This is a genomic window from Pigmentiphaga litoralis, assembly GCF_014651835.1.
Taxonomy (GTDB): domain Bacteria; phylum Pseudomonadota; class Gammaproteobacteria; order Burkholderiales; family Burkholderiaceae_B; genus Pigmentiphaga; species Pigmentiphaga litoralis.
In genome coordinates this window covers 3,352,052-3,372,415 of the sequence record NZ_BMXQ01000001.1, presented here as the reverse complement: position 1 = coordinate 3,372,415, position 20,364 = coordinate 3,352,052, and the positions used below count along the sequence as shown (strand labels likewise).

Annotated in this window: 19 protein-coding genes; 8 read left to right on the top strand and 11 right to left on the bottom strand. The window is 66.0% G+C overall.

Annotated elements, in window-relative coordinates; translation table 11 throughout:
* Position 1 precedes the first annotated feature (1 nt).
* Together IE116_RS15330 and IE116_RS15325 are read left to right on the top strand one after the other, a co-directional pair.
* Positions 2-844, top strand: a complete 843-nt coding sequence (locus tag IE116_RS15330; RefSeq protein WP_189613782.1) for a transporter substrate-binding domain-containing protein — start codon at positions 2-4, stop codon at positions 842-844.
* A 97-nt stretch (positions 845-941) separates the two neighbouring features.
* A complete protein-coding gene (locus tag IE116_RS15325; RefSeq protein WP_189613780.1) occupies positions 942-1,463 on the top strand; it encodes a cupin domain-containing protein in 522 nt (173 codons plus the stop codon).
* Between the two features lie 83 nt (positions 1,464-1,546).
* Here the strand turns inward: IE116_RS15325 and IE116_RS15320 are convergent, their stop codons facing one another.
* Positions 1,547-2,647, bottom strand: coding sequence for a DNA alkylation repair protein (locus IE116_RS15320; protein WP_189613778.1), 1,101 nt, complete (start codon positions 2,645-2,647; stop codon positions 1,547-1,549).
* 196 nt (positions 2,648-2,843) lie between these two features.
* On the opposite strand from IE116_RS15320, the gene IE116_RS15315 reads away from it, so the two are divergent.
* Positions 2,844-3,218 carry a glutaredoxin family protein gene (locus tag IE116_RS15315; protein WP_189613775.1) on the top strand — a complete coding sequence of 125 codons (375 nt, stop codon included), beginning with the start codon at positions 2,844-2,846 and terminating at the stop codon, positions 3,216-3,218.
* Between the two features lie 176 nt (positions 3,219-3,394).
* Here IE116_RS15315 and IE116_RS15310 read toward each other — a convergent pair whose 3' ends face one another.
* Complete coding sequence (locus IE116_RS15310) at positions 3,395-4,348, bottom strand: LysR family transcriptional regulator (RefSeq protein ID WP_189613773.1); 954 nt, start codon at positions 4,346-4,348, stop codon at positions 3,395-3,397.
* Between the two features lie 231 nt (positions 4,349-4,579).
* On the opposite strand from IE116_RS15310, the gene IE116_RS15305 reads away from it, so the two are divergent.
* Together IE116_RS15305 and IE116_RS15300 are read left to right on the top strand one after the other, a co-directional pair.
* A complete protein-coding gene (locus tag IE116_RS15305; protein WP_229828198.1) occupies positions 4,580-5,920 on the top strand; it encodes an MFS transporter in 1,341 nt (446 codons plus the stop codon).
* An 86-nt stretch (positions 5,921-6,006) separates the two neighbouring features.
* Positions 6,007-8,022 (top strand): AsmA family protein, encoded by a 2,016-nt coding sequence (locus IE116_RS15300; protein WP_189613771.1) that lies wholly within the window; start codon positions 6,007-6,009, stop codon positions 8,020-8,022.
* Between the two features lie 34 nt (positions 8,023-8,056).
* Here the strand turns inward: IE116_RS15300 and IE116_RS15295 are convergent, their stop codons facing one another.
* The 6 genes from IE116_RS15295 to IE116_RS15270 form a co-directional block, all read right to left on the bottom strand.
* Positions 8,057-9,037 (bottom strand): Bug family tripartite tricarboxylate transporter substrate binding protein, encoded by a 981-nt coding sequence (locus IE116_RS15295; protein WP_189613769.1) that lies wholly within the window; start codon positions 9,035-9,037, stop codon positions 8,057-8,059.
* Between the two features lie 38 nt (positions 9,038-9,075).
* Positions 9,076-10,260 carry an FAD-dependent monooxygenase gene (locus IE116_RS15290; protein ID WP_189613766.1) on the bottom strand — a complete coding sequence of 395 codons (1,185 nt, stop codon included), beginning with the start codon at positions 10,258-10,260 and terminating at the stop codon, positions 9,076-9,078.
* A 9-nt stretch (positions 10,261-10,269) separates the two neighbouring features.
* On the bottom strand, positions 10,270-11,988 hold the full coding sequence (locus IE116_RS15285; RefSeq protein WP_189613764.1) for an AMP-binding protein: 1,719 nt from the start codon (positions 11,986-11,988) through the stop codon (positions 10,270-10,272).
* 21 nt (positions 11,989-12,009) lie between these two features.
* Complete coding sequence (locus IE116_RS15280; protein ID WP_189613762.1) at positions 12,010-12,900, bottom strand: VOC family protein; 891 nt, start codon at positions 12,898-12,900, stop codon at positions 12,010-12,012.
* A 23-nt stretch (positions 12,901-12,923) separates the two neighbouring features.
* Positions 12,924-14,201 carry an alpha/beta fold hydrolase gene (locus IE116_RS15275; RefSeq protein WP_189613760.1) on the bottom strand — a complete coding sequence of 426 codons (1,278 nt, stop codon included), beginning with the start codon at positions 14,199-14,201 and terminating at the stop codon, positions 12,924-12,926.
* Between the two features lie 178 nt (positions 14,202-14,379).
* Positions 14,380-15,114: a TetR/AcrR family transcriptional regulator gene (locus tag IE116_RS15270; RefSeq protein ID WP_189613759.1), complete on the bottom strand. Its 735-nt coding sequence runs from the start codon at positions 15,112-15,114 to the stop codon at positions 14,380-14,382.
* Positions 15,115-15,355: 241 nt separating this feature from the next.
* On the opposite strand from IE116_RS15270, the gene IE116_RS15265 reads away from it, so the two are divergent.
* Genes IE116_RS15265 through IE116_RS15255 form a run of 3 tightly spaced genes read left to right on the top strand, consistent with a single transcriptional unit; the run spans position 15,356 to position 18,163 of the window.
* On the top strand, positions 15,356-15,823 hold the full coding sequence (locus IE116_RS15265; RefSeq protein ID WP_229828197.1) for a DUF4126 family protein: 468 nt from the start codon (positions 15,356-15,358) through the stop codon (positions 15,821-15,823).
* On the top strand, positions 15,820-17,196 hold the full coding sequence (locus IE116_RS15260) for an FAD-containing oxidoreductase (protein WP_189613755.1): 1,377 nt from the start codon (positions 15,820-15,822) through the stop codon (positions 17,194-17,196). The genes IE116_RS15265 and IE116_RS15260 overlap by 4 nt, the downstream gene beginning before the upstream one ends.
* Positions 17,197-17,203: 7 nt before the next feature.
* Positions 17,204-18,163 (top strand): LysR family transcriptional regulator, encoded by a 960-nt coding sequence (locus tag IE116_RS15255; RefSeq protein WP_189613753.1) that lies wholly within the window; start codon positions 17,204-17,206, stop codon positions 18,161-18,163.
* A gap of 8 nt (positions 18,164-18,171) precedes the next feature.
* Here the strand turns inward: IE116_RS15255 and IE116_RS15250 are convergent, their stop codons facing one another.
* From IE116_RS15250 to IE116_RS15240, 3 genes are all read right to left on the bottom strand, one after another.
* Positions 18,172-18,384 carry a hypothetical protein gene (locus IE116_RS15250; RefSeq protein WP_189613752.1) on the bottom strand — a complete coding sequence of 71 codons (213 nt, stop codon included), beginning with the start codon at positions 18,382-18,384 and terminating at the stop codon, positions 18,172-18,174.
* A gap of 3 nt (positions 18,385-18,387) precedes the next feature.
* Entirely contained in the window at positions 18,388-19,368 is a 981-nt protein-coding gene (locus IE116_RS15245; RefSeq protein WP_189613750.1) for a Bug family tripartite tricarboxylate transporter substrate binding protein, read from the bottom strand.
* Between the two features lie 120 nt (positions 19,369-19,488).
* Positions 19,489-20,364, bottom strand: a complete 876-nt coding sequence (locus tag IE116_RS15240) for a PhzF family phenazine biosynthesis protein (RefSeq protein WP_189614678.1) — start codon at positions 20,362-20,364, stop codon at positions 19,489-19,491.

Below are 20,364 nucleotides of genomic sequence, written 5' to 3'. Positions count from 1 at the left end.
CATGAAGCGGCATCTGTTCGTTGCGGGGCTGGTCGGGGCGGTGTTGGCGGGCTGCGGTCAGTCCCCGGTGGGATCGGGCGCCAACAGCGTTCCGGTTGGTGCAGTCAGTGCGGCCGGACCGGCTGCCTCGTCATTGGCGGGCGAGCGCGCCTCGCTGGCGCCCACCGGCGCCTTGCGGGTGGGCGTGTACCGGGGCAGCCCGACGTCCATGCTGGTTGACGGCGCAGGGCAGCGGACCGGCGTGTCGTATGAGCTGGGACAGCTGCTTGGCCAGCGCCTGCAGGTGCCGGTGCAGGTCGTGGAGTACAGCCGTGTTGCGGAAGTGATCGATGGCTTGAAGGCCAATCAGGTCGACTTTACGGTCACGAATGCGTCGGCCGCGCGCGCGCAGATCGTGGACTTCAGCAAACCCTTGATCAGCCTGGAGCTCGGGTACCTGGTCCCTGCACTGAGCCCGGTGCAAACCGTGGCCGACGTGGATCGATCGGGAGTCCGCGTGGGCGTGACCGAAGGCAGTTCATCGCAAGGCGTGCTGGGCCGGCAGTTCAGGGCCGCCAAAGTCGTACCGGTGCCGTCGCTGAAGGTGGCGGCCGACATGCTGCAGGCCGGTCAGCTGGATGCGTTTGCCACCAACAAGGCGATCCTGAACGAGCTGGCCGACACCGTGCCTGGCGCGCGGATTCTTGAGGGGCGCTGGGGGCTGGAACACATGGCGATCGCCATCCCCAAAGGCCGCGAAGGCAGCCTGCCGCAACTCGATACGTTCGCGCAGCAGTTGCAGAAGGATGGCACGCTGGCAGCGGTGATCCGGCGGGCAGGGCTGCGGGGGACGGCGGCGCCTTGAACTCGGTGGCGGTGTAATCGGCACTGGCATTGGGCCACGCCGCCACAGCGGGCATGCCGCTTGCAGTCTTGCGGCGTGCCCCTTTTCCGGATCTGCCATGACTCCCCCCGACGCCTTCCTGCTGGCCGCCAATGACTGGGTCCCTAACAACGCCCGACTGCCCGTGCTGCTTTATCGCGCCGCCATCGAACCGGACAACGACGATCCTGCCGCGGCGTTCGAGCGGGCGTTCGCGGCCAACGGCTGGCCGCCCGAATGGCGCGATGGCATCTTCGACTATCACCACTTCCATTCCACCGCGCATGAAGTGCTGGGCGTATCAAAAGGCCGGGCCACCGTGATCCTGGGCGGGCCCGACGGCCGCAAGGTCGATCTTGCCGCAGGCGATGTGGTGGTGTTGCCTGCCGGAACAGGCCATTGCCTGGACCATGCGGACGACGATTTTGAAGTCGTCGGCGCGTATCCCGCAGGGCAGAAGTGGGATATCTGCCGTCATGCGCTGACGCCGGATGCCTTGCGCAAGATGCTGGCGCTGCCCGTGCCGGATCAGGATCCGGTCAGTGGGAAGGCTGGGCCCTTGTGCCAGGAATGGGACGAGCGCGGCAAGCAGATGTTGTGAGCGGGCGCGCGTGCCAGGGCGGGAAGCCTGGCCAGTAAGTAAAACGGCAAAAGGTTGCGTATCGGTGACCGAAGCGCCTTGAATTAAGGGGGCGTAAGTTCGAACCCCTCGCGCGCCAGACTCTCGCCATTCACCAGCAGTTCCAGTTCATGCCGGCCCGGCTGGTGCGTGCGGGTCGACAGGTCGCGAAACGCTTGCTTGCGGGTAATGCGCACCGATCCTTTGGCCGGCAGGGTCAGCGACTTCAGCTTGAACACCTTGCCCGACGCCACCCCAGATTTCTTCACGTAGTGGACGCGGTAGTCGATCACCAGCGTTTGCGGCCGGTCTACCTGCGACGTCAACAGGAAGTCCATGGTGACCGCGCCGCCGATCGCAATGGTTGCTGGCGTCAACGAAAAGTCGTGTACCGCGACCTCGGGTGGGTCGCCCGCGCCGATCACCGCCAACGCACGCCGGTCCCCTTGTTTGATAAGTGTGCGCAGGGCATGCCGCGCAATCCATGCCGTGCATGCATCGTCCAGCGGCCAGCTTTCGATAGTGTCGAGCACCCAGGTGGGATGAAGCTTGGTCACGTCGTTCAGATGATTGGCCACCGACTTGCGCACATACAGGCTGTCGTCGGCACGCAGCGCCTCAAGAATAGGCGCGGCCAGTTCCGGATCGTTGACGATCGCATCCAATCGGAACGACCATGGCAGGCGCGGGCGGCAGCCTTCGCTGGCCAGCCGCCTGACATGCGGGTTGTCGTCATGCGCCCAGGTCTGCATGATCGCCAGCGCGCGCTGCGGGTCCGCACGCAGGAAGGGGCGGATGCCGAATTCGGAAGACCCGAAAGGCGTGAAGAAACGCAGCGCATCCATCGATACATCGAAGTGATCCAGGCCGTGACACGCGACATAGTCGGGCAGGATCATCGAGACGAAGGCATGGTCGATGCAGGGCGCGACCGCTTTCAGGATCTTCAGTGCGCTGATGAAATCCTGCGGCAGGGTGGCGTGAAGGCTGGTGCTTGTCTGCCGCAACCTTTCCATCAGGCTGAGCGCGTCCAGGTTCGCGGTGGCCAGCGACAGAAATCGCAGGGTGTCGAAGCGCGGATACACCGCCTTGACCTGCGCCGCGATGTGCTCGAGGCGGGCTGGATCGAACATGGCCTTGAGTGCGGGCGCAGGCGTGTCGGACATGGAATGGACCCTGGAAAAGCAGCAGGTAAAGGCACGGTTGAAACAGCGGTTGCGACAGCCGTCGAATCGCAGGTCGGGACGGCGGTCGGTGACCACACGGGCTTGCGGCCGGCCCTGCAGTGTAGACGCGGGTTATCCATGAGGCCGCTGCCAGCGGGTAGACTGGCGACCTTTCAGTGCTTTCGAGGGCGCCATCATGTTTGTCAAAGCCTTGCGTGTCGGTCTGGGTCAGTTGATTGTCATCGGCGACGCACTATCGCGCCCGCGCCCCCAGAAGCGCTCGGCGCAGGGCCAGGCGCAGGTCGAAGCCGAAGCGGCCCGGCTCTCCTTGTATCAACTGCATGCCTGCCCCTTCTGCGTGAAGACCCGGCGCGCCGCGCACCGGCTGAACGTGCCGATCACCCTGCGGGACGTAAAACGCGATCCGCAAGCGCGCCTGGAACTGCAGGCGGGGGGCGGCAAGGTCAAGAGCCCGTGCCTGCGCATCGACGATCCCAAGGGCACGCGCTGGATGTACGAGTCCAAGGACATCATTGCGTACCTTGAACAGCGGTTTGGCCAGGTCGCCTGATGGGCAGCCTGCCGGGCCGGGTCCCGGTTGACCGCGGAAACCCTGGCCACCAACGAGACGGCGCAGGCGGCTGCTGCCCCGGCCGTCCGACCTGCCGGACACGCGATGGAGTGACCTGGACGCAGTGACGGGAAGGCGCCGGGGCGCGGCCAGGGGAAGGGCGACCCGCAGGCCGGCTACGTCCCTGGCGGGACGTCGATCGACAGCATGCGGTCGGGCCGCCCATACGACTGCAGCCGCTGGTGCAGCGCATCGATGAACAGCCTTCCGCCTGGGGTCAGATGCCGGCGCGACGGATAGATGGCGTACATGCCGATGGCCGGTGGCGTCCAGGCTTCCAGCACGCGGCACAGCGCGCCGTCGGCCAGATGCGTGATGCACGCGCCGGCCGGCAGCTGCGCGATGCCCAGGCTGCGCAGCGCGGCATCGGCCACCAACGCCAGGCTGTCGGCCTTGAAGCGGATGTCGACCCGCGCGTGGCCGCGTTCGCCGGTGGCGCTTTCGAACGACCATTCGTCGGGCGCATCGTGAAAGGTCCACCCGATGGCGGGCGCGCCGTCCAGGTCACGCGGTAAGGTCGCCTGCCGATACGTCTCGGCAATGGCCGGCGCAGCGACCACGATGTACGGAAAGTCGACCAGCTTGCGCGCGACGAAGCCGGCGTCCTTCAGCGGCCCGATGGCGGGCAGGATGACGATGTCGGCCGACGCCTGCTGGGCTTCCGGGCGGCCGCTGTAGGTCGAAATGCAGATGTGCAGGCGCGGGTGCAGCGCGGCCAATTCGATCGCCAGCGGGCCGACTTCGGCTACCGCCAGGGCGATGGGACACGACACCTGCAAGGTGCCGCCGGGCGATTCCAGGCTGTGCGCGGCAAAGGCGAACGCGGCCTGTGCCTCGCCGCGGATGGCGCGTGCGTGTTCGACCAGCTGCTGCCCCACCGCGGTCACGTCGAAACGCCTTGAATTGCGCACCAGCAGGCTCACGCCCAGGCGTTCTTCAAGCGCCTGCACGCGCCGGCTCATGACGGATTTGGAGCGCCCCGGCGTGCGGCTGGCGGCGCTGAAGCCGCCGGCTTCAACCACTTCCAGCAGGATCATCAGGTCGTCAATATGCTCGACGGGTGGGGTCATGGGCGGCTCGTGGGGAAAGGCGCGGGATGCAGGCATCGAAGCACGGCAGCGTATCGGCTGGCGCGGGCTTTGTCCAAGTCCGCGATCGGCACGGCATGAAATCCATTCATGGACATCCTCAACGAATGTCGTTTGCGGCGCTCAGCCATGGCTCGCACACTTCGCTGGCATGCTCGCTGACAGGACCGCAGAGCCAGTCGACTGGCCGGGTCAGGTACGCAAGGAAATTACGTGCAATCCGCAACGATCTCCACCTCCGTGGACACGCCCTGGTATCGGGCCTTGAGCAAGAAGCAGTGGCAGATTTTGATCGCATCCAACCTTGGGTGGATGTTCGACGGCTTCGAGAATTACGCCCTCATCCTGACCGCCGGCACGGTCATGCTGCAGTTGCTGCCGCCCGAGCAGCACGCGTCGCTATCGCTCTACGTGGGCGCGGCGATTGGCATCAATCTGCTGGGGTGGGGTGTCGGCGGCATGCTGGGCGGCATTCTTGCGGACTACATCGGCCGCAAGCGCATGATGGTGATCGCCATCCTGGCCTATTCGGTCATGACGGGACTCTCAGCGTTCGCGTGGAATTTCTGGTCCTTTGTGGTGCTGCGCTTTCTGGTTGGCGTGGCCGTGGGATCGGAGTGGGCCACCGGTAGTTCAATGATGGCCGAGCTGTGGCCCGACCGCGCGCGCGGCAAGGGAGCCGGACTGATGCAATGCGGCCTGGGGCTCGGTTTCTTTTTGGCGGCCCTGGCGTGGTTATTCATTGCACCCATCGGTGAACATGCCTGGCGCGCGATGTATCTGCTGGGCGTGCTGCCCGCCTTGCTGACCCTGTGGATCCGCCGCGCCATTCCTGAGTCCGCGTTGTGGGAGGCGGTAAAGGCCAAGCGTGATGCGGCGCGCGAACGCCAGCGCAGCGGCAGTGCGCTATCGGCGTCCGACGAGCAGCTGACCCGCTTCACGCTGACCGATCTGTTTACCGACACGACGGTACGGCGCCGCACGATCCTCGTGTTCCTGATGTCGCTTGCGACCACGGTGGGTTTCTGGAGCGTATCGACCTGGGTACCCCCTTTCATCGCGTCCGTGGCGGGCCGCGCCGGGTTGCCCGCGGCCAAATGGGCAAGTTATGCAGGTATGGCGTACACGCTGGGGTCCATCACGGGCTACGTGCTGCTTGGGTTTCTTGCGGATGCCCTGGGCAGAAAGCCGGTGACGATCGCCTTCTTTGTGCTTGCCTTCGTGACGACGCCTGTCCTGTTCTTTACGACCACCCATCCCTATTGGCTGCTGGTGCTGGCGTTCGTCAGCGCCATTTTTTCAAATGGCCAGTACACGTGGATGCCGGTCTGGCTGCCCGAGCTGTACCCGACGCGCATGCGGGCCACGGCGCTGGCGTTCGCCTTCAACGCACCGCGCTTCCTGGCTTTTCTGGGCCCGCTGCTGGCGGGTGCGATGATCGTGTCTTTCGGGGGCTACGGCCAGGCGGCGATGGTGCTGGTCTCGGTCTATGCGCTGGGCATCCTGGCCGCGCCTTTCCTGCCCGAGACCCGCGGCAAGCCGTTGCCCGAATAGCGCAATGAGAAGGCCGACCCCGGCCGTCTTGATGCTTCGGCATGTTTGTTGCTACATGCAAGAAAAAACTGCGAGGCTGGACTGTCATGACGACCGCTGTATCCCGCTCGCTGAAGCGGCATCCCATTGCGCTGGGCGTGCTGCTGTTCCTGATCCTGTTCGTCCTGGTGTTCGACTGGAATTGGCTGCGCCACCCGGTCGAACGCTACATCTCGAACAAGACCGAGCGCACCTTTACCCTTGGCCATCTGGATGTCGACCTGGGTTTTCCCACGGTCGTGCGTCTGCAGGACGTCTACTTCAGCAACGCCGACTGGGGCCGCAAGGAACCCATGGCCAAGGTAGGCCAGGTCGATTTCTCGGTGTCCCTGCCCAGTCTGTTTGCCGACAAGATCCTGATCCCGCGCCTTGCGGTGACGAATGCCGACGCGGTCATGGAGATGGACAAGGAAGGGCGGCGCAACTGGCGCCTGTCCGAACCGGACGACACCGAGCCTGGTCGCGTGCGTATCGGCTCGTTGGCGGTGAGCGATACCCGCTTGCGGTTCTATCAGTACGCCAAGAATCTGGAAGTGGCGGTCGATGCCAATACCTTTGATCCCAAGGCCGCGGACCAGGCGCGCGAGGGCGATGCCAAGCCCGATAACGCCGCGTTCACGACGAGGTATGCGATCCGCGGGAAATACAACGATGCCGAATTTTCGGGCGAGGCGATCGCCGGTGACACGCTGACATTCCAGGAATCCGGAACGCCGTTCCCGCTGAAGGGATACCTGGAAGCAGGCACGACGCGGTTCGATGTCGATGGGCAGATCGCCGATGTGGTCAACCTGTCGGCGATCGACGCGCGCATGAAAATCCGCGGCGAAACCCTGGCCAATCTGTACCCGTTCCTGTTGCTGCCCTTGCCGGCGTCCCCTCCGTACGCCCTGGAGGGACATCTGAAGCTGAACGGCAATCTTTACACCATGGACGAGTTGCGCGGAAAGATCGGTTCATCGGATGTCACGGGAAGTGGCACCTACGAGAATCGCGAACCTCGCCCGTTATTGACGGCCAAGCTCAGCAGTGCGCTGCTCAATGTGACCGACCTCGGACCCTTGATCGGGGTCAGCAAGAAGCACGATGGGGCGGCGCCGCCCGTCAGTCAGTCGGAAACGAAGAATCGGGCCAGCGCCAAGGCGAAGGACGCGGAAACCGACAAACGGGTGCTGCCGACCCAACAGTTCCAGCCGGAACGGTTCAAGGCGATCGACGCTGCCTTCGATCTGGATGCGACCAAGCTGGAAGTGCCGGGCAAGCTGCCGCTGGATAGCCTGAACGTGTCGCTGCGCCTGAAAGACGGCGTGCTCAAGCTCGAGCCCTTCAATGTGGGCATGGGAGACGGTGCGCTGATCGCACGCATTACGCTGGATGCCAGCGGCGAGCCGATGCGCGCCGATGCCGTGGTCGATATCAAGCAGGTGCGCCTTTCGCGGCTCCTGCCGGCGTCGAACAAAGTGGCCCCCAGCACCGGAACGTTGGGCGGACGGATCAGCCTGCGCGGCACGGGCAGTTCGGTGGCGGAACTGGCGGCAAAGGCCGACGGGCAGGTCAGCATGGCCGTGTCGCGCGGCAGGGTGTCCAACCTGATCGATGCCGCCAGCGGCCTGAACGGCGGCAAGGTCATTGCCTTGCTGGCCGGCGGTGATGAGCAGATCACCCTGCGTTGCGGCGCGGCCCTGTTCGACGTGAAGCAGGGGAAGGGCAGCTCCAGCCTGTTCGTGATCGATACCGAAGACACGCAGGTGCTGGGAGAGGGCGGTTTTGACCTGGCGGCGGAGCGCATCAACTTCACGCTGGCGCCCGAGCCCAAGAACCCGGGCTTTTTGTCGGCGCGCACCCCGCTGAACATCCACGGCAGTTTCGTGTCGCCGCAGTTCGATCTGGAAAAGAAGCCCCTGGTGGCGCGTGCCGTGGGGGCCGCGGCGTTGGCGGTCATTGCCGCGCCCCTGGCGGCGCTGATCCCGTTCATTGAAACCGGCCCGGGCGAGGACACCGATTGCAGTAAGGTGTGGGGCAAGGTGCCGGCCGCCCGGGCCGGGACCACGGGCGGCAAGTAGGCGCGGGCGACGGCCGACGTGCGCCGCGTGGGGGTCAGTCGAGCGTGATGCCCGATTCCGCCACGATTTTTGAAAACCGGGTCGAGTCCGCCGCTGCCGCCTTGGTGATGTCGGCAGGCGTGCCACGCCACGACTCGAAGCCGAAGTTCGCCATGCGCGCCAGCACGTCCGGCTCGTTCAGCGCCTGGTTGACGCCCGCATTGATCTTGTCGACAGCGGCCTTGGGCATGCCGCGTGGGCCAAACAGCGCCACCCAGGTCTTCACTTCGAAATTCGCGGGCCCGCCTGCCTCGCTCACGGTCGGGATGTCGCCATACTCGGCCAGGCGCCTGGGGGCGGCCAGCGCCAGCAGCTTCACCTTCTTTGCCTTGTAGAGCGGGCCCGCGGTGGCGGCGCTGCCAAAGGCCCAGCCCACTTCGCCATTGGCCACGGCCGTATACAGCTGCGGCAGTTCCTTGAAAGGCACATGCGTCATGCGGGCGCCGGTAGCGGTTTCGAGCATGGCGCTGCCCACATGCGCCACGCTGCCGATGCCCCAGGTGCCGTACGTCATCCTTCCGGGATTGGCCTTGGCCGCGGCCACCAGATCGGCCACTGAGTTCCACGGCGAATTGGCAGGCACCACGATAAAGAAATGCGTCCAGTACAACGGCGCGACAGGTTCGAAATCCTTGGCGGGATCAAATGGCAGCTGCTTGTACAGGTGCGGCTGCAAGGCCATGTGGGTGTTGTCGACTTCGAGCAGCGTGTAGCCGTCGGCCGCCGCGCGTTTGACCGCATCGATCGCCAGCCAGCCGTTGGCCCCCGGCTTGTTCTCGATCACCACTTGCATGCCCGCCGACTGGCTGAGCTTTTCGCCCACGTGGCGCAGGACGGCATCGGGGCCGCTGCCGGCCGAGTACGGAAGGACGGCGCGGATGGAACGGCTTGGGTAGGCCTGCTGGGCCACGGCGGGATGCAGTCCCGACGCGACGAGCAGGCAGGCGGCGGCAAGGCCGCGCAGGCTGAAGGTCATGGTTGTCTCCGGAATTATTGTGGTGTGGGGTGGGGCGATCAGGACACCGGCAGGGCGTCCGCCGGGGCGGCAACGGCAGGTGCGGTGGGGGCGGCGCCGGCCTGGGCTTCCCAGGCGCGGGTAAAGCGGGGGTCGCGCTGGCGCAGGTCGTCGTGGCTGACCTGGCCGGTGCGGCGCATGTAGTCGTAGGCAAAGGCCACCGGGTCCAGTGGCAGCTTGTCGGCAACGTTTTCGTACCAGTCGAGGCTGCGCGCCGCCGCCTGCTGGAAGCTGGACGAGGCCGGCCGGCGGGTCGCTTCGAACGCCGCAAACGCGGCGGGCACATCGCCCGGATGCGCCACCAGTCCACGGTGCAGGGCGATCGCATCCTGCATGGCCATGCGGGTGCCCGACCCCAGCGAAAAGTGCACGGTGCGCAAGGCGTCACCCAGCAGCACGATATTGCGATGGGTCCAGCGTTCGTTGCGCACGATATTGGCTTCGAACCAGAGCGACCGGTTGGTCAGCAGGTCGTTGCTGCCCAGGTCGGCACGGAACACGTCCGCGCAATAGTTGCGGCTGTCTTCTTCCGTGGCCTGGTCCAGGCCGGCCCGGCGCCAGGTGTCGGGATCGACCTCGACCAGAAAGGTGCTCAGGTCCGGGCTGTACTGGTAGGCGTGGGCAATGAACACGCCGGCCGGTGTGTCGCGAAAGATGAGCGAGACCGGGTGGAAGCGCTGATGCGTGCCGTACCACGCGAACTTGTTGCGGCGCTTGTCGAAGGTAGGCTGGAAGTGTTCAGCGTACTGAGTTCGTACCGCGCTGTTGCCGCCGTCGCTGGCGATCAGCAGGTCGCAGTCGGCGGCCAGGGCCTCGACATCGTCGATTCGCTTGCCATACACGATGCGCACGCCTTCGGCTTCGCAAGCCTGCGACAGCACGTTGAGCATGTCGATGCGCGCGGTGCGCGAAAAGTGATTGCCGTGCAGTTGCACATGCGTGTCCTGATGCACCACTTCCATGTAGTCGCAGCGTTCGTGGCGCGCAATGAACTGCTCGAAGAAGACGGGGTCGGCGTCCTTCAGGAACGCCAGGCCCACGTCCGAGAACACGACGCCCCATCCGTAGGTGGCGCCGCGCAGGTTCTGCTCGAAAATCTGGATGTCGTGCGACGGGTCATGCTTCTTGGCGAGCAGGGCGAAGTACAGGCCGGCCGGGCCGGCGCCAATGATGGTGATCTTCATGGGGCACCTTCAGGTCGTGAGTGCGGTGTGGGAAGCCGCCGGGGGCGGGGCGATGGCGGCCGGGTGCAGGGCGCCTTCCGCGTCCAGCAGCGCCGTGATGCGGGCCTTGAGCGCGGGCTTGTCGACCTTGCCGACGCGGGTCAACGGAAAGGCGTCGATGGTCTCGATACGTTCCGGGCATTTGTATCGGGCCAGTCCCTGCGCGACCAGGAATGCGCCCAGCGCCTTGACGTCCGGCGCGGCATGGCCGGGCCGCAGCACCACGTACACGCATCCCTTCTCGCCATAGAAGGCGTCGGGCATGGGCACCAGCTTGGCGTCGGCAATGGCCGGGTGCATGCTGACGAAGCCTTCGACTTCTTCGCAGCCGATCTTTTCGCCACCGCGATTGACGTTGTCGCGCAGGCGGCCTTCGAACGCGTAATAGGTGACGCCGTCAACGATATGGGCGGTCATCATGTCGCCAGTGCGGTAGTAGCCGTCGGACGTGAATGCCTTGGCGTTGGCGTCGGGCGCCTTGTAGAAACCCGGGATGGCCGACGGGCCGCGAAAGCACAGTTCGCCCATCTGTCCGGGTTCCACCGGCGTTTCGGTATCCGGCACCAGCAGCCGGATGTCGTCCAGCGGGCAGCCCGAGGCGCCTTGTGTGTGGTGGCGCGCAAACGCAGGGGCATCGGGCCCGCTGCCCAGCAACAGGCCTTCGGTGATGCCGAACAGGTTGGAGCAGGGCACGCCCAGATGCGCTTCGAGTTGCTCGGACCGGCTCATGGTGGCGAAGAGCCGCAGCGACGACAGGTCATGCGTGCCGATGTCGCCATAAGCCATGATCTGCGGCGCGATCGGCCCGATCGACAAGGCATGGGTCACCCGGTGCGTGGCGATCAGTTCGAGCATGTGCGGGACGTCGACCTTGGGCATGAGCACGGTCGTGACACCCATGGCCACGGGCGGGATGAGCGCATACAGCTGGCCGGCGTTGTGCAGCAGCGGCAGCGACCAGATGACGCGGCTGTCGGCGGAGATGCCATAGACCTTGGCCCAGCCGACGGAATGGCCGAGGTATTCGCCATGAAAGCGGGGAATGATCTTGGGCACGCCGGTCGTGCCGCCCGACAGCTGGAAGCTCAGCACGTCGCGCGGGCTCAGGCGCAGCTGCGCCAGGCGTTGGCGCGCGGAAGCCAGCGGCATGGCATCGATCAGTGTATCGAGTGACGTTTGCGCACCGGTATCGTTGCCACGCGCAACGATCAGGTGCTGGAGCGAGGCATGCCGCTCGCACATCCTGCTCGCGAATGCCACGAGGTCGAAGGCCCCGATGTCCGCCTGCACGAAGTAGCCGCGCGCGTCCGATTGTTCGGTCAATTGACCGATCTCCACGTCGCGGTGCTGCGGCACGGAACAGACCGGAATGATGCCGGCCTTGTAGCAGCCCAGCAGCGCAAGCACGGTGTCTATCGTGGTGCCCATCTGGAAGATGGCGCGATCGCCGCTGTGCAGGCCCAGGTCGAGCAGGGCGGCGGCCAGCCGCTCGGTGGCGTCATCCAGTTCGCGAAAGGTCAGGGTGCGTTCATCGCTGATGAAGGCGGGGCGGTCGGGGTACACGGCCGCCGTGTCACGCAGGGCGTCGCCCACCGTGCGGCCCTGCCAGGCGCCAGCGGCGACCCAATCTTTTGCCCGCTGCTCATTGGGGTAGACGATCCCTTCAAGGGGATTCTGTATCGGCAACATGTGTGTCTCCTGCCAGCCGCGTCAAGCGGCCAGCGGTACGATCCGCACGACATCGCGGTCGAAGGTTTCGATCGTGCCCTGCAGCCCGCCGGTGAACAGGCCATACCAGACGGCCGGCTTGAGCCCGAGCGTCTTGCGGCGAAATTCCACCGGGGCGTCGGCTTCGATCACCGTGTAGTCCGGACCCTGCTCGACGCGGCAGTCCGGGCGGCGGGCGGCATCGTCCACCAGCGACGCAAATTCGTCGACACGTGGCACGAAGATCCGCACGCTCCTGCCCTGCGGCAGGGACTGTCGGGCCGCCACCAGCTCGCCCTTGCGCGCCCAGATGTCGTCGATGTGCGTGACCCGGTCGCCACGCCGGGCGGCTTCCTCTTCGGCCTGCAGGGCGGCATCGAGCGTCAGCGCCGCATCGGTCGCATCGATGCTGTCCAGCGGGCGCAGCTTGCGGGTGAACTCCACGAAGTAGCCATTGGGATCGCGCACATAGATCGACTCGATCACTTCGTGCCGGGTCTCGACCGATACGGTCAGGCCGTGGCTTTCCAGTCGCGTCTTCCAGGCCTGCAGGGCCTCGGCGCTGTCCACCAGCCAGGCGGTATGGGTTGCGTCGGCCACGTGGTCTTCGGGCAGCGGCGCATGAAATTCGCGGCCGGTCATGGATGCCGGCGCATCCGATCCCAGGTAGTAGAAGAAGGCGATGGTGCTGCCCTGGCCGCTGTCGAAAAAGAAGTGCAGGAAGTCGGGATGCGTGGCCGGTCCCCAGCCGCGCGCCGAAATCACATGCACCAGCGGCAGGCCGAGCTTGTCGCGATAAAAGGCAATGGTTTCGCGCAACTTCCAGGTGGGACGCGCCGTGTGGTCGACGCCATGCAAGAGCAGGCGGGTCGCCGAAAGATCCATGTCGGACATGCGGAACTCCAGAAAGAAGGGCTTTAAAGGGAAAGGGGGAACGTGGCGCGCAGCCAGTCGGCCAGCAGCCGTCCGGCTTCCAGCCGGCCCGGCGATTCGCCGTCCTTGAGCGCTCGTCCGTGGTGATCGCCGCGGATGCGTTCATGGCGTTTGTCGTCCGAGCCGATGGCATCGACGATGGTGCGTACGTCACTGGGAAAGCAGGCCTGATCGCCGGTGTACTCGACCACCAGAACCGGTTGCGTGATGGCAGGCGCGGTCTTGGCCAGCGTGGCGTTTGAGCTGAGGCCCGACCACGTCGACAGCCAGCTTTCGGGCGTGCACTGCCGCGCAAAGCCGACCGCGCCGTAGTTGGAGGCGTACGGATCGCGGCCCCACAACGACCCGAAGGCGCGGTCGGACGGGTCTTTGCTCAGGTCGAAACAGCGCAGGTCGCCATCGGTGCGCCACACGTTGATGATGGGCGTGTGGGCAGCTGCGCGGCGGTCTTCGGCCGTCGCATCCAGGCCTGCCGCCTTGACTCGCTTGCGGGCCGCCAGGCGGGTGTCGATCAGCTGATGCGCGAGCCGGTCCAGCCGTTCGACGCGGCGGCGCTGGGCCACGCGATAGCGTTCGACGAATTCGTCCGCGTACTGCGTTCCCTTGGCGCCCCGATAGCCGTTGGCCGGCGACAGGGGATCGAGCGACGCGTCGACTGACAGCGGATCGCTTTCATCCACGACCGACGGATCGATGCAGTTCATGAGCAGCGCGCCCTGGCCGGGGTGGGGGCCGACCAGCACCAGGCCATCGACCCGCGGCATGTCGAGGTCGGCCAGGCCGGTCGGCCGGCCGGCCGGTGTGCGGGCAATACGCTCGGCGCCGGGCAGTGCGGACTGCTGCGTGTAGAGCGCATACAGGCCGGCGCCGCCCGAATTGCCGAGCAGCACGATCCGCGTGTACCCGCGCCGCCGGAGTTCGGCCAGGCCGGTGGCGACATCGTGCAGCGCGATTTCGTGTTCGAGCCGCAGGTCGTTGCCGACCGACCGGGGCGATTGCGACCAGGCGGCGTAGCCGGCGCCGACGGTGTCGGGGATCAGGTAATGGCACGCCATGAACTCGCGAGGGTGCATGACGCAGACCACGGTGTCGGTTGGCGTGGCCGGGGTGTACAGCGATCCGCCGGTGGCCGCGCCGTCGTCAGTGCGCAGCACGACATTGGTGGTCGTGACGCCATCGGGCAGGCCGCGCGGATTCCAGTCGGTATTGAGCAGGCCGGCGGTGGCTTGCGCGGCGGGGGCAGAGGTGTCTTGGGAGGTCATGATCGACAGCCGGCAGGCGGCGCCCGTGATTGAACTGGAGTCAATCATAGGTCGGTTTTGACACTTGTGTGAATTAATTTACGTAAGTGTCAACCCGCATAGGGCGGTCCCGGATGGGCGGGTGTGCAGGCCCTGGTCTGCGCATCGGCGGGGGCCGCCCCCTTCGATCCGGTATGGCTCAGCGGCGGCGCGTGCTGGCGTCGACCTGCTCGGCCAGCCGGGCCAACCCTTCCTGCAACATGCCGATCGATTCCGCCACGGTGGCCGGCTGCGGGGTTCGCGCGTCGTCGCGCAGCAGCGACCGCATGGCGAATTCCGCCAACGACTTGGCCACGTCTTCGGCAGGCATGCCCGCATCGGGCTTGAACCACCACGCCGACCAGTTGCACATGCCCAGGATCGCAAAGGCGGCAACGCGTGCGTCGGGCGCCCGGAAATCTCCGCTGGCCACGCCCCGTTCAATCACGTCGACGAAGTGTTCGAGCAGGGCGCGCCGTGCCGCCTGGGCAGCGGCACGGCGTTCGGCGGGCAGGTCTTTTTCGCTGCGCTCGACCACGCGAAACTGCAGGGTGTGGGTCAGGATCAGCGTGGCGTGCTGGGTCACCAGCTGGCGCAGCGCCGCTTCGGGCGGCATGCCGTCGCGCACCGACACCGAACTGGCCAGCGCGCTTGCGGCCTCGGTCACATCTTCGGTCAGCGCTTCAAGGATCGCTTCCTTGCTGCGGAAGTAGTAGTAGAGGGCCGTGCGGCTGACGCCCAGGACATCGGCAATGTCATTCAGATTCGTGCCGCCGAAGCCCTTTTCGATGAACAGCCGCGAGGCCGCATCCAGGATGGATTGGCGCTGCAGTTCGCTGCGGGGGCTGGCACGGCGACGCGCCGACGACTGCGGCGCGGGGTTGTCTTGGCTCATGATCTTCTAAGGCAGGAAGGGGGCAACACGCCCGGGCCCAAGCTTACGCTAGTCGACCGGGCCGATTGATCGCGGCCCATGGCGCGAGCGCCTGCCGCTGCACGGCGGGTACCGCCCCGCACCCGCCCCGCGCCTTGCCTGCACCCAGCCCATGCCCAGCCCACCCCGAGCCCGTCCGGCCGATGGCCGACCCTCCGATAATCGGCTAATGTCGTGGTTACCCCTTATTCGCGGAGCAGGCATGTTGAATATCTATGTGCTGGCCGGGCTGATCGGCATCGTGTGCGGTCTGCGCGCGATGACCGGTCCTGCCGTGGTCAGTTGGGCGGCCTACCTGGGCCTGCTGCCGGTGGCCGACACCTGGCTCGACTTTCTGCGCTATCCCGCGACGCCTTACATCCTGACCGCGCTTGCCGTCATGGAACTGATCGCCGATCAGTTGCCGAAGACGCCGCCACGCATCGTGCCGGTGCAGTTCGGCACCCGCATCCTGACGGGCGCCGTCTGCGGCGCGGCGCTTGCGTTTGGAGTGGCCCCGATCACCGGGCTGGTGCTGGGCGCGGTCGGCGCCATCATCGGCACGCTGGTGGGCTACACCGCGCGACGCCGTCTGGTGGCCGCCAATGGCGGGCGCGACTTTCCGGTGGCGCTGGCGGAGGACTTCATCGCCATCGCCGCTGCCATCGCCATCGTGGCCATGGCGTCATGAGCCGCGCCTTCGACGCAATCATCATCGGGGCCGGGCAGGCCGGGCCGCCGCTGGCCGGCCGGCTCAGCGCGGCGGGCATGACGGTCGCCGTGATCGAACGGCATCTGCTGGGGGGCACGTGCGTGAACGATGGCTGCATGCCCACCAAGGCGCTGGTGGCCAGTGCCTATGCGGCCCACATGGCGCGGCGGGCGGCGGACTTCGGGGTGGCGGTCGAAGGCGATGTGTCGGTGGACATGACGCGGATCCGCGCGCGTCGCGACACGATTTCGACCAACGCCCGCAACGGCGTCGAAAAGTGGCTGGCGGGCATGGCGCACTGCACGCTGATCCGCGGCCACGCACGGTTCGAATCGCCGACGTCGGTGCGCGTGGACGACGAACTGCTGACCTCGAACCGCATCTTCATCAACGTGGGGGCGCGCGCGCTGGTGCCCGACATGCCGGGCGTGAACGACGTGCCCACGTTGAACAACACCGGCATCCTCGACCTGGACATCTTGCCGCCGCATCTGGTGGTGATCGGCGGCAGCTATATCGGGCTGGAGTTTGCGCAGATGTACCGACGCTTCGGCAGCCAGGTGACCGTGGTCGAAAAGGGCCCGCGCCTGGTGTCGCGCGAAGACCCCGATGTGTCGGATGCGATCCGCGACATTCTCGAAGCTGAAGGCATCGACGTGCGCACCGAGGCGGAGTGCATTCACTTCACGCCGCAGGGCGACAAGGTCGAAGTGGGCCTGCATTGCGGCAGCGATCCGGCACTGATCGCCACCCATGTGCTGCTGGCCGTGGGGCGCGTGCCAAACACCGACGACCTGGGGCTGGACGCCGCCGGGATTGCCGTCGACAAGCGTGGCTATATCGAGGTGGATGACCAACTTCGCACCAACGTGCCGGGCATCTGGGCGATGGGCGATTGCAATGGCAAGGGCGCCTTTACGCACACCTCGTACAACGATTACGAGATCGTCGCGGCCAACCTGCTCGACAACGATACGCGCAAGGTCAGCGATCGCCTGTCGGTGTACGCGCTGTATATCGACCCGCCGCTGGGCCGCGTGGGCATGAGCGAGACGGCGGCGCGAGCATCGGGCCGCAAGGTGCTGGTCGGCAAACGGCCCATGACCCGCGTCGGGCGCGCGGTTGAAAAGTCGGAAACCCAGGGCTTCATGAAGGTGGTGGTCGATGCCGAGACGCAGGCCATTCTTGGCGCGGCGATCCTGGGCACGAGTGGCGACGAGGCCATCCACGGCATCATCGACATCATGTCGGCCGGGGCGCCGTACACGACGCTGCAGCGCACGGTGCACATCCATCCCACCGTTTCGGAACTGATCCCCACCGTGCTGGGCGATCTCAAACCGCTGGAGTGATACGCGCATGGCTATCGTCGACGCGCACAAGCTGGACCTGAATCTGCTGCTGGTGTTCGAGGCGCTGTACCTGGAACGCAATGTGACGCGCGCCGGGCAGCGCGTCGGCCTGTCACAACCGTCGATGAGCAATGCGCTGGTGCGGCTGCGCGCGCAATGCGGCGACGCGCTGTTCGTGCGCACGCCATCGGGGATGGAGCCCACGGCGTATGCCACGGCGCTGTCGGGCAATGTGCTGCGGGCGCTGGATCTGATGCGCACAACCTTCGAGCAGTCGGCCGCCTTTGATCCGATGACGGCGCGGCGGACCTTTACGCTGCTGATGTCGGACTTTTCCCAGTTCCTGGTGTTGCCGCCCTTGATGGCGCGGCTCAAGGAAGTCGCGCCGCGCGTGCGGCTGGATGTGAGCGCAATGGACCGCGATCAGTACCGGTCCGCGCTGGAAAGCGGCCAAGCCGACCTGGCGGTGGGGCACCTGCAGGAACTGCAAAGCGGCTTCTACCAGACCGGCTTGTTCGTGGACCAGCACGTGTGCGTGATGGGGCGCGACTTTCGTATGGCTGGCGACACCATCACCATGGACGAATACCTGGCGGCCAACCACCTGGTTGTCACCAACAACAAAACGGATCTGCAGATCGAGCGCGACCTGGCGCGGCAGGGCCATCGCCGCCGCGTGGCGCTGAGCGTGCCGCGTTACCTGGTGCTGCCGCCGTTGCTGGCGCAGACGGATTTCATCGTGACCGTGACCGAAGCCATTGCGCAGGCCATCGACGATGCGATCGGGGTGCGCTGGTGTCCTTTGCCGTTCCCGACGCCGCTGACGCGCATCCGCCAGTTCTGGCACGCCCGCTACCACCACGACCCGGGCAACAGCTGGTTGCGCCAACAGATTGCCGAACTGCAGATCGGGGCCACCCTGCGCAAGATCGGCAGCCCCTGTCCGCGCGTGGAGCCCGTGTCATGACGCGGGTGTCATGAATCCGCCAGACCCACGATGTCCTGTGCAAACACCGGCTGCTCGACATCCGACACCGAGTCCGGGTCGGCCGCGTTTTCCAGTGTCTTGCAGATGAGCCACACGCCGTCGCGCGGATTTTCGACCAGTTCGACGACCGCGCCTTCATTGGTTTTCAGGCGGGTACCCGGGGTCAGGTCCACGACGTTCAATGCATTGTGTCCGCTCATCGCTCAGCTTTCCGGTTGGATGTTGGCGCGCCGGGCAACGTCTTTCCAGCGCGCAAGTTCGTCTCGATTGAAGTCCGCATAGGCGGCACTGTCCTTTACGGCCAACTGAAAGCCGGCCGTCTCCAGGCGCTGCACAATCTCGGGCTGCTGCGCGCCCTTGACGATGACATCGCCCAGTTTTTTCACGATGTCGGGCGGCGTGCCGACAGGCGCATAGGCGCCCAGCCAGCTCGTCACCACGAATTCGGTCAGGCCCGATTCGACCATGGTTGGCACGTTGGGCAGGGCCTTGCTGCGCTGCGCACTGGTGACGGCCAGCGCGCGCAGCGTGCCGCCTTGCACCAGGCTGTTCACCGTGGGGGCGTTGGCAAACGCGATATGCACGTCGCCGTTGCGCAGGCCGGAAATAATTTCGCTGCTGGACCGATAGGGGATGTGCACGAACTGCGTGCCGGCCTGCAGGTTCAGCAGTTCGGACGTGAAGTGGGCTGATGTCCCTACGCCGTTGGTTGCGTAATTCAACTTTCCGGGCCGCGACTTTGCGTACTCGATCAGCTCGGCCACGCTCTGGGCCTTGATGTCCTTGCCAACGACCAGCACGTTCACGAACTCGGCAAGCTGCGCCACCGGCACGAAGCTGGTCTGCGGGTTGACCGGCAGGTTCGGGTTCAGGATGACCGGCAGCACCTGGCCGCCCAGCCCGCCCGACAGCAGCACATGGCCATCGGCCGGCTGCTGCAGAATGTACTGCTGCGCCACGGTGCCGGTGCCGCCGCCCTTGTTCTCGACGATGGCCGGCTTGCCGTATTCCTTGGTCAGGATCTCGGCGATCATGCGCGCCGCCAGATCGGTCACGCCGCCCGGCGGATAGGCCACGACGACCTTTATCATCTTGTTGGGAAACGCGTCTTGCGCGCCTGCCTTGCCCGCCAGCCCCAGGGCCGAACAGGCCATCCCAAAACGCAATACATCTCGACGTTCCATGCTTGTGACTCCTGGTGCCGTGCGGAGTCTTCAAGGTAGGATTTCGCCCCCTGCGCTGTCCATCCTTTCCCAGCCATACCGGATATGGCTGGTGCGCATGATGGCAGTGTCAGCAGGGGATCAGGCTTGCCGCAGCCAACGCACGTCGCCACTGAGCCAGCAACCCGGGGCATCGCTGCGGGCCCGGATCCGGATGGCCGACGGCGCGCCCATCGCCACGCCTTGCCTGACCGTGAACGGAGCGTCGGCGTTCGATGTCGCGGGCAGGTCGCCCTGGGCATGCAGATAGCCCCACAGCGCCGCGGCGGCAATGCCGGTGGCTGCGTCTTCGGGATAGCCCGACTTTTTGGGAAACTGCCGCGCGGTGGCGCCGCCGGCTTCCACCGCATAGGGATAGAGGCCGGTCGAACCGATGGCCTCGCATAGCGCTTCGATGGCGCTGAAGTCCGGCACGATGGCGTCGAGCGCCGCGGCGTCGGGCACGCGCACCAGGGTCTTGACGCGGCTCGTGCTGGCATTGACGACGTGCAGTCCGGGCAGGGCGGGATCGATGTTCAGTGCACGGGCAATCGCGTCGCGTTGATCATCGGCCAGGGCCTCGATGGTGACCGCGGGTTGCGACACCCAGGCCCAGCCGCGGGCGTCGTCCCACGACACGTCCACGCTGCCGCTCAGGGTCTGCACGCGCGCCTGCGGGGTGGTCCAGCGTCCCCACTGGCGCAGCGCCCACAAGGTGCCCACGGCGGCATGGCCGCACATTTCCATTTCGTGTCCGGGCACGAAAAAGCGCAGTCGCCAATCGTGTGTGGCGGGATTGTCAGGCGGCAGCACGAAAGACGATTCGTGACCATGATGCGCGGCCAGTTCGCGCATGGCGTCGGCGCTCAGGCCGGTGGCGTCCAGCACCAGGGGCACCGGATTGCCGCCGCGGTCGCCATGCGCCGGGTCCACAAAAACGCGGAGCAGGGCAGCTTCGCCTGCCAGGGGTTCGGGCAT

Bases quoted from the DNA above. Each gene is read 5' to 3' on its own strand.
- IE116_RS15330 (WP_189613782.1), top strand. From the start codon at position 2: ATGAAGCGGCATCTGTTCGTTGCGGGGCTGGTCGGGGCGGTGTTGGCG.
- IE116_RS15325 (WP_189613780.1), top strand. From the start codon at position 942: ATGACTCCCCCCGACGCCTTCCTGCTGGCCGCCAATGACTGGGTCCCT.
- IE116_RS15320 (WP_189613778.1), bottom strand. From the start codon at position 2,647: ATGTCCGACACGCCTGCGCCCGCACTCAAGGCCATGTTCGATCCAGCC.
- IE116_RS15315 (WP_189613775.1), top strand. From the start codon at position 2,844: ATGTTTGTCAAAGCCTTGCGTGTCGGTCTGGGTCAGTTGATTGTCATC.
- IE116_RS15310 (WP_189613773.1), bottom strand. From the start codon at position 4,348: ATGACCCCACCCGTCGAGCATATTGACGACCTGATGATCCTGCTGGAA.
- IE116_RS15300 (WP_189613771.1), top strand. From the start codon at position 6,007: ATGACGACCGCTGTATCCCGCTCGCTGAAGCGGCATCCCATTGCGCTG.
- IE116_RS15295 (WP_189613769.1), bottom strand. From the start codon at position 9,037: ATGACCTTCAGCCTGCGCGGCCTTGCCGCCGCCTGCCTGCTCGTCGCG.
- IE116_RS15290 (WP_189613766.1), bottom strand. From the start codon at position 10,260: ATGAAGATCACCATCATTGGCGCCGGCCCGGCCGGCCTGTACTTCGCC.
- IE116_RS15285 (WP_189613764.1), bottom strand. From the start codon at position 11,988: ATGTTGCCGATACAGAATCCCCTTGAAGGGATCGTCTACCCCAATGAG.
- IE116_RS15280 (WP_189613762.1), bottom strand. From the start codon at position 12,900: ATGTCCGACATGGATCTTTCGGCGACCCGCCTGCTCTTGCATGGCGTC.
- IE116_RS15275 (WP_189613760.1), bottom strand. From the start codon at position 14,201: ATGACCTCCCAAGACACCTCTGCCCCCGCCGCGCAAGCCACCGCCGGC.
- IE116_RS15270 (WP_189613759.1), bottom strand. From the start codon at position 15,114: ATGAGCCAAGACAACCCCGCGCCGCAGTCGTCGGCGCGTCGCCGTGCC.
- IE116_RS15265 (WP_229828197.1), top strand. From the start codon at position 15,356: ATGTTGAATATCTATGTGCTGGCCGGGCTGATCGGCATCGTGTGCGGT.
- IE116_RS15260 (WP_189613755.1), top strand. From the start codon at position 15,820: ATGAGCCGCGCCTTCGACGCAATCATCATCGGGGCCGGGCAGGCCGGG.
- IE116_RS15255 (WP_189613753.1), top strand. From the start codon at position 17,204: ATGGCTATCGTCGACGCGCACAAGCTGGACCTGAATCTGCTGCTGGTG.
- IE116_RS15250 (WP_189613752.1), bottom strand. From the start codon at position 18,384: ATGAGCGGACACAATGCATTGAACGTCGTGGACCTGACCCCGGGTACC.
- IE116_RS15245 (WP_189613750.1), bottom strand. From the start codon at position 19,368: ATGGAACGTCGAGATGTATTGCGTTTTGGGATGGCCTGTTCGGCCCTG.
- IE116_RS15240 (WP_189614678.1), bottom strand. From the start codon at position 20,364: ATGCCCGAACCCCTGGCAGGCGAAGCTGCCCTGCTCCGCGTTTTTGTG.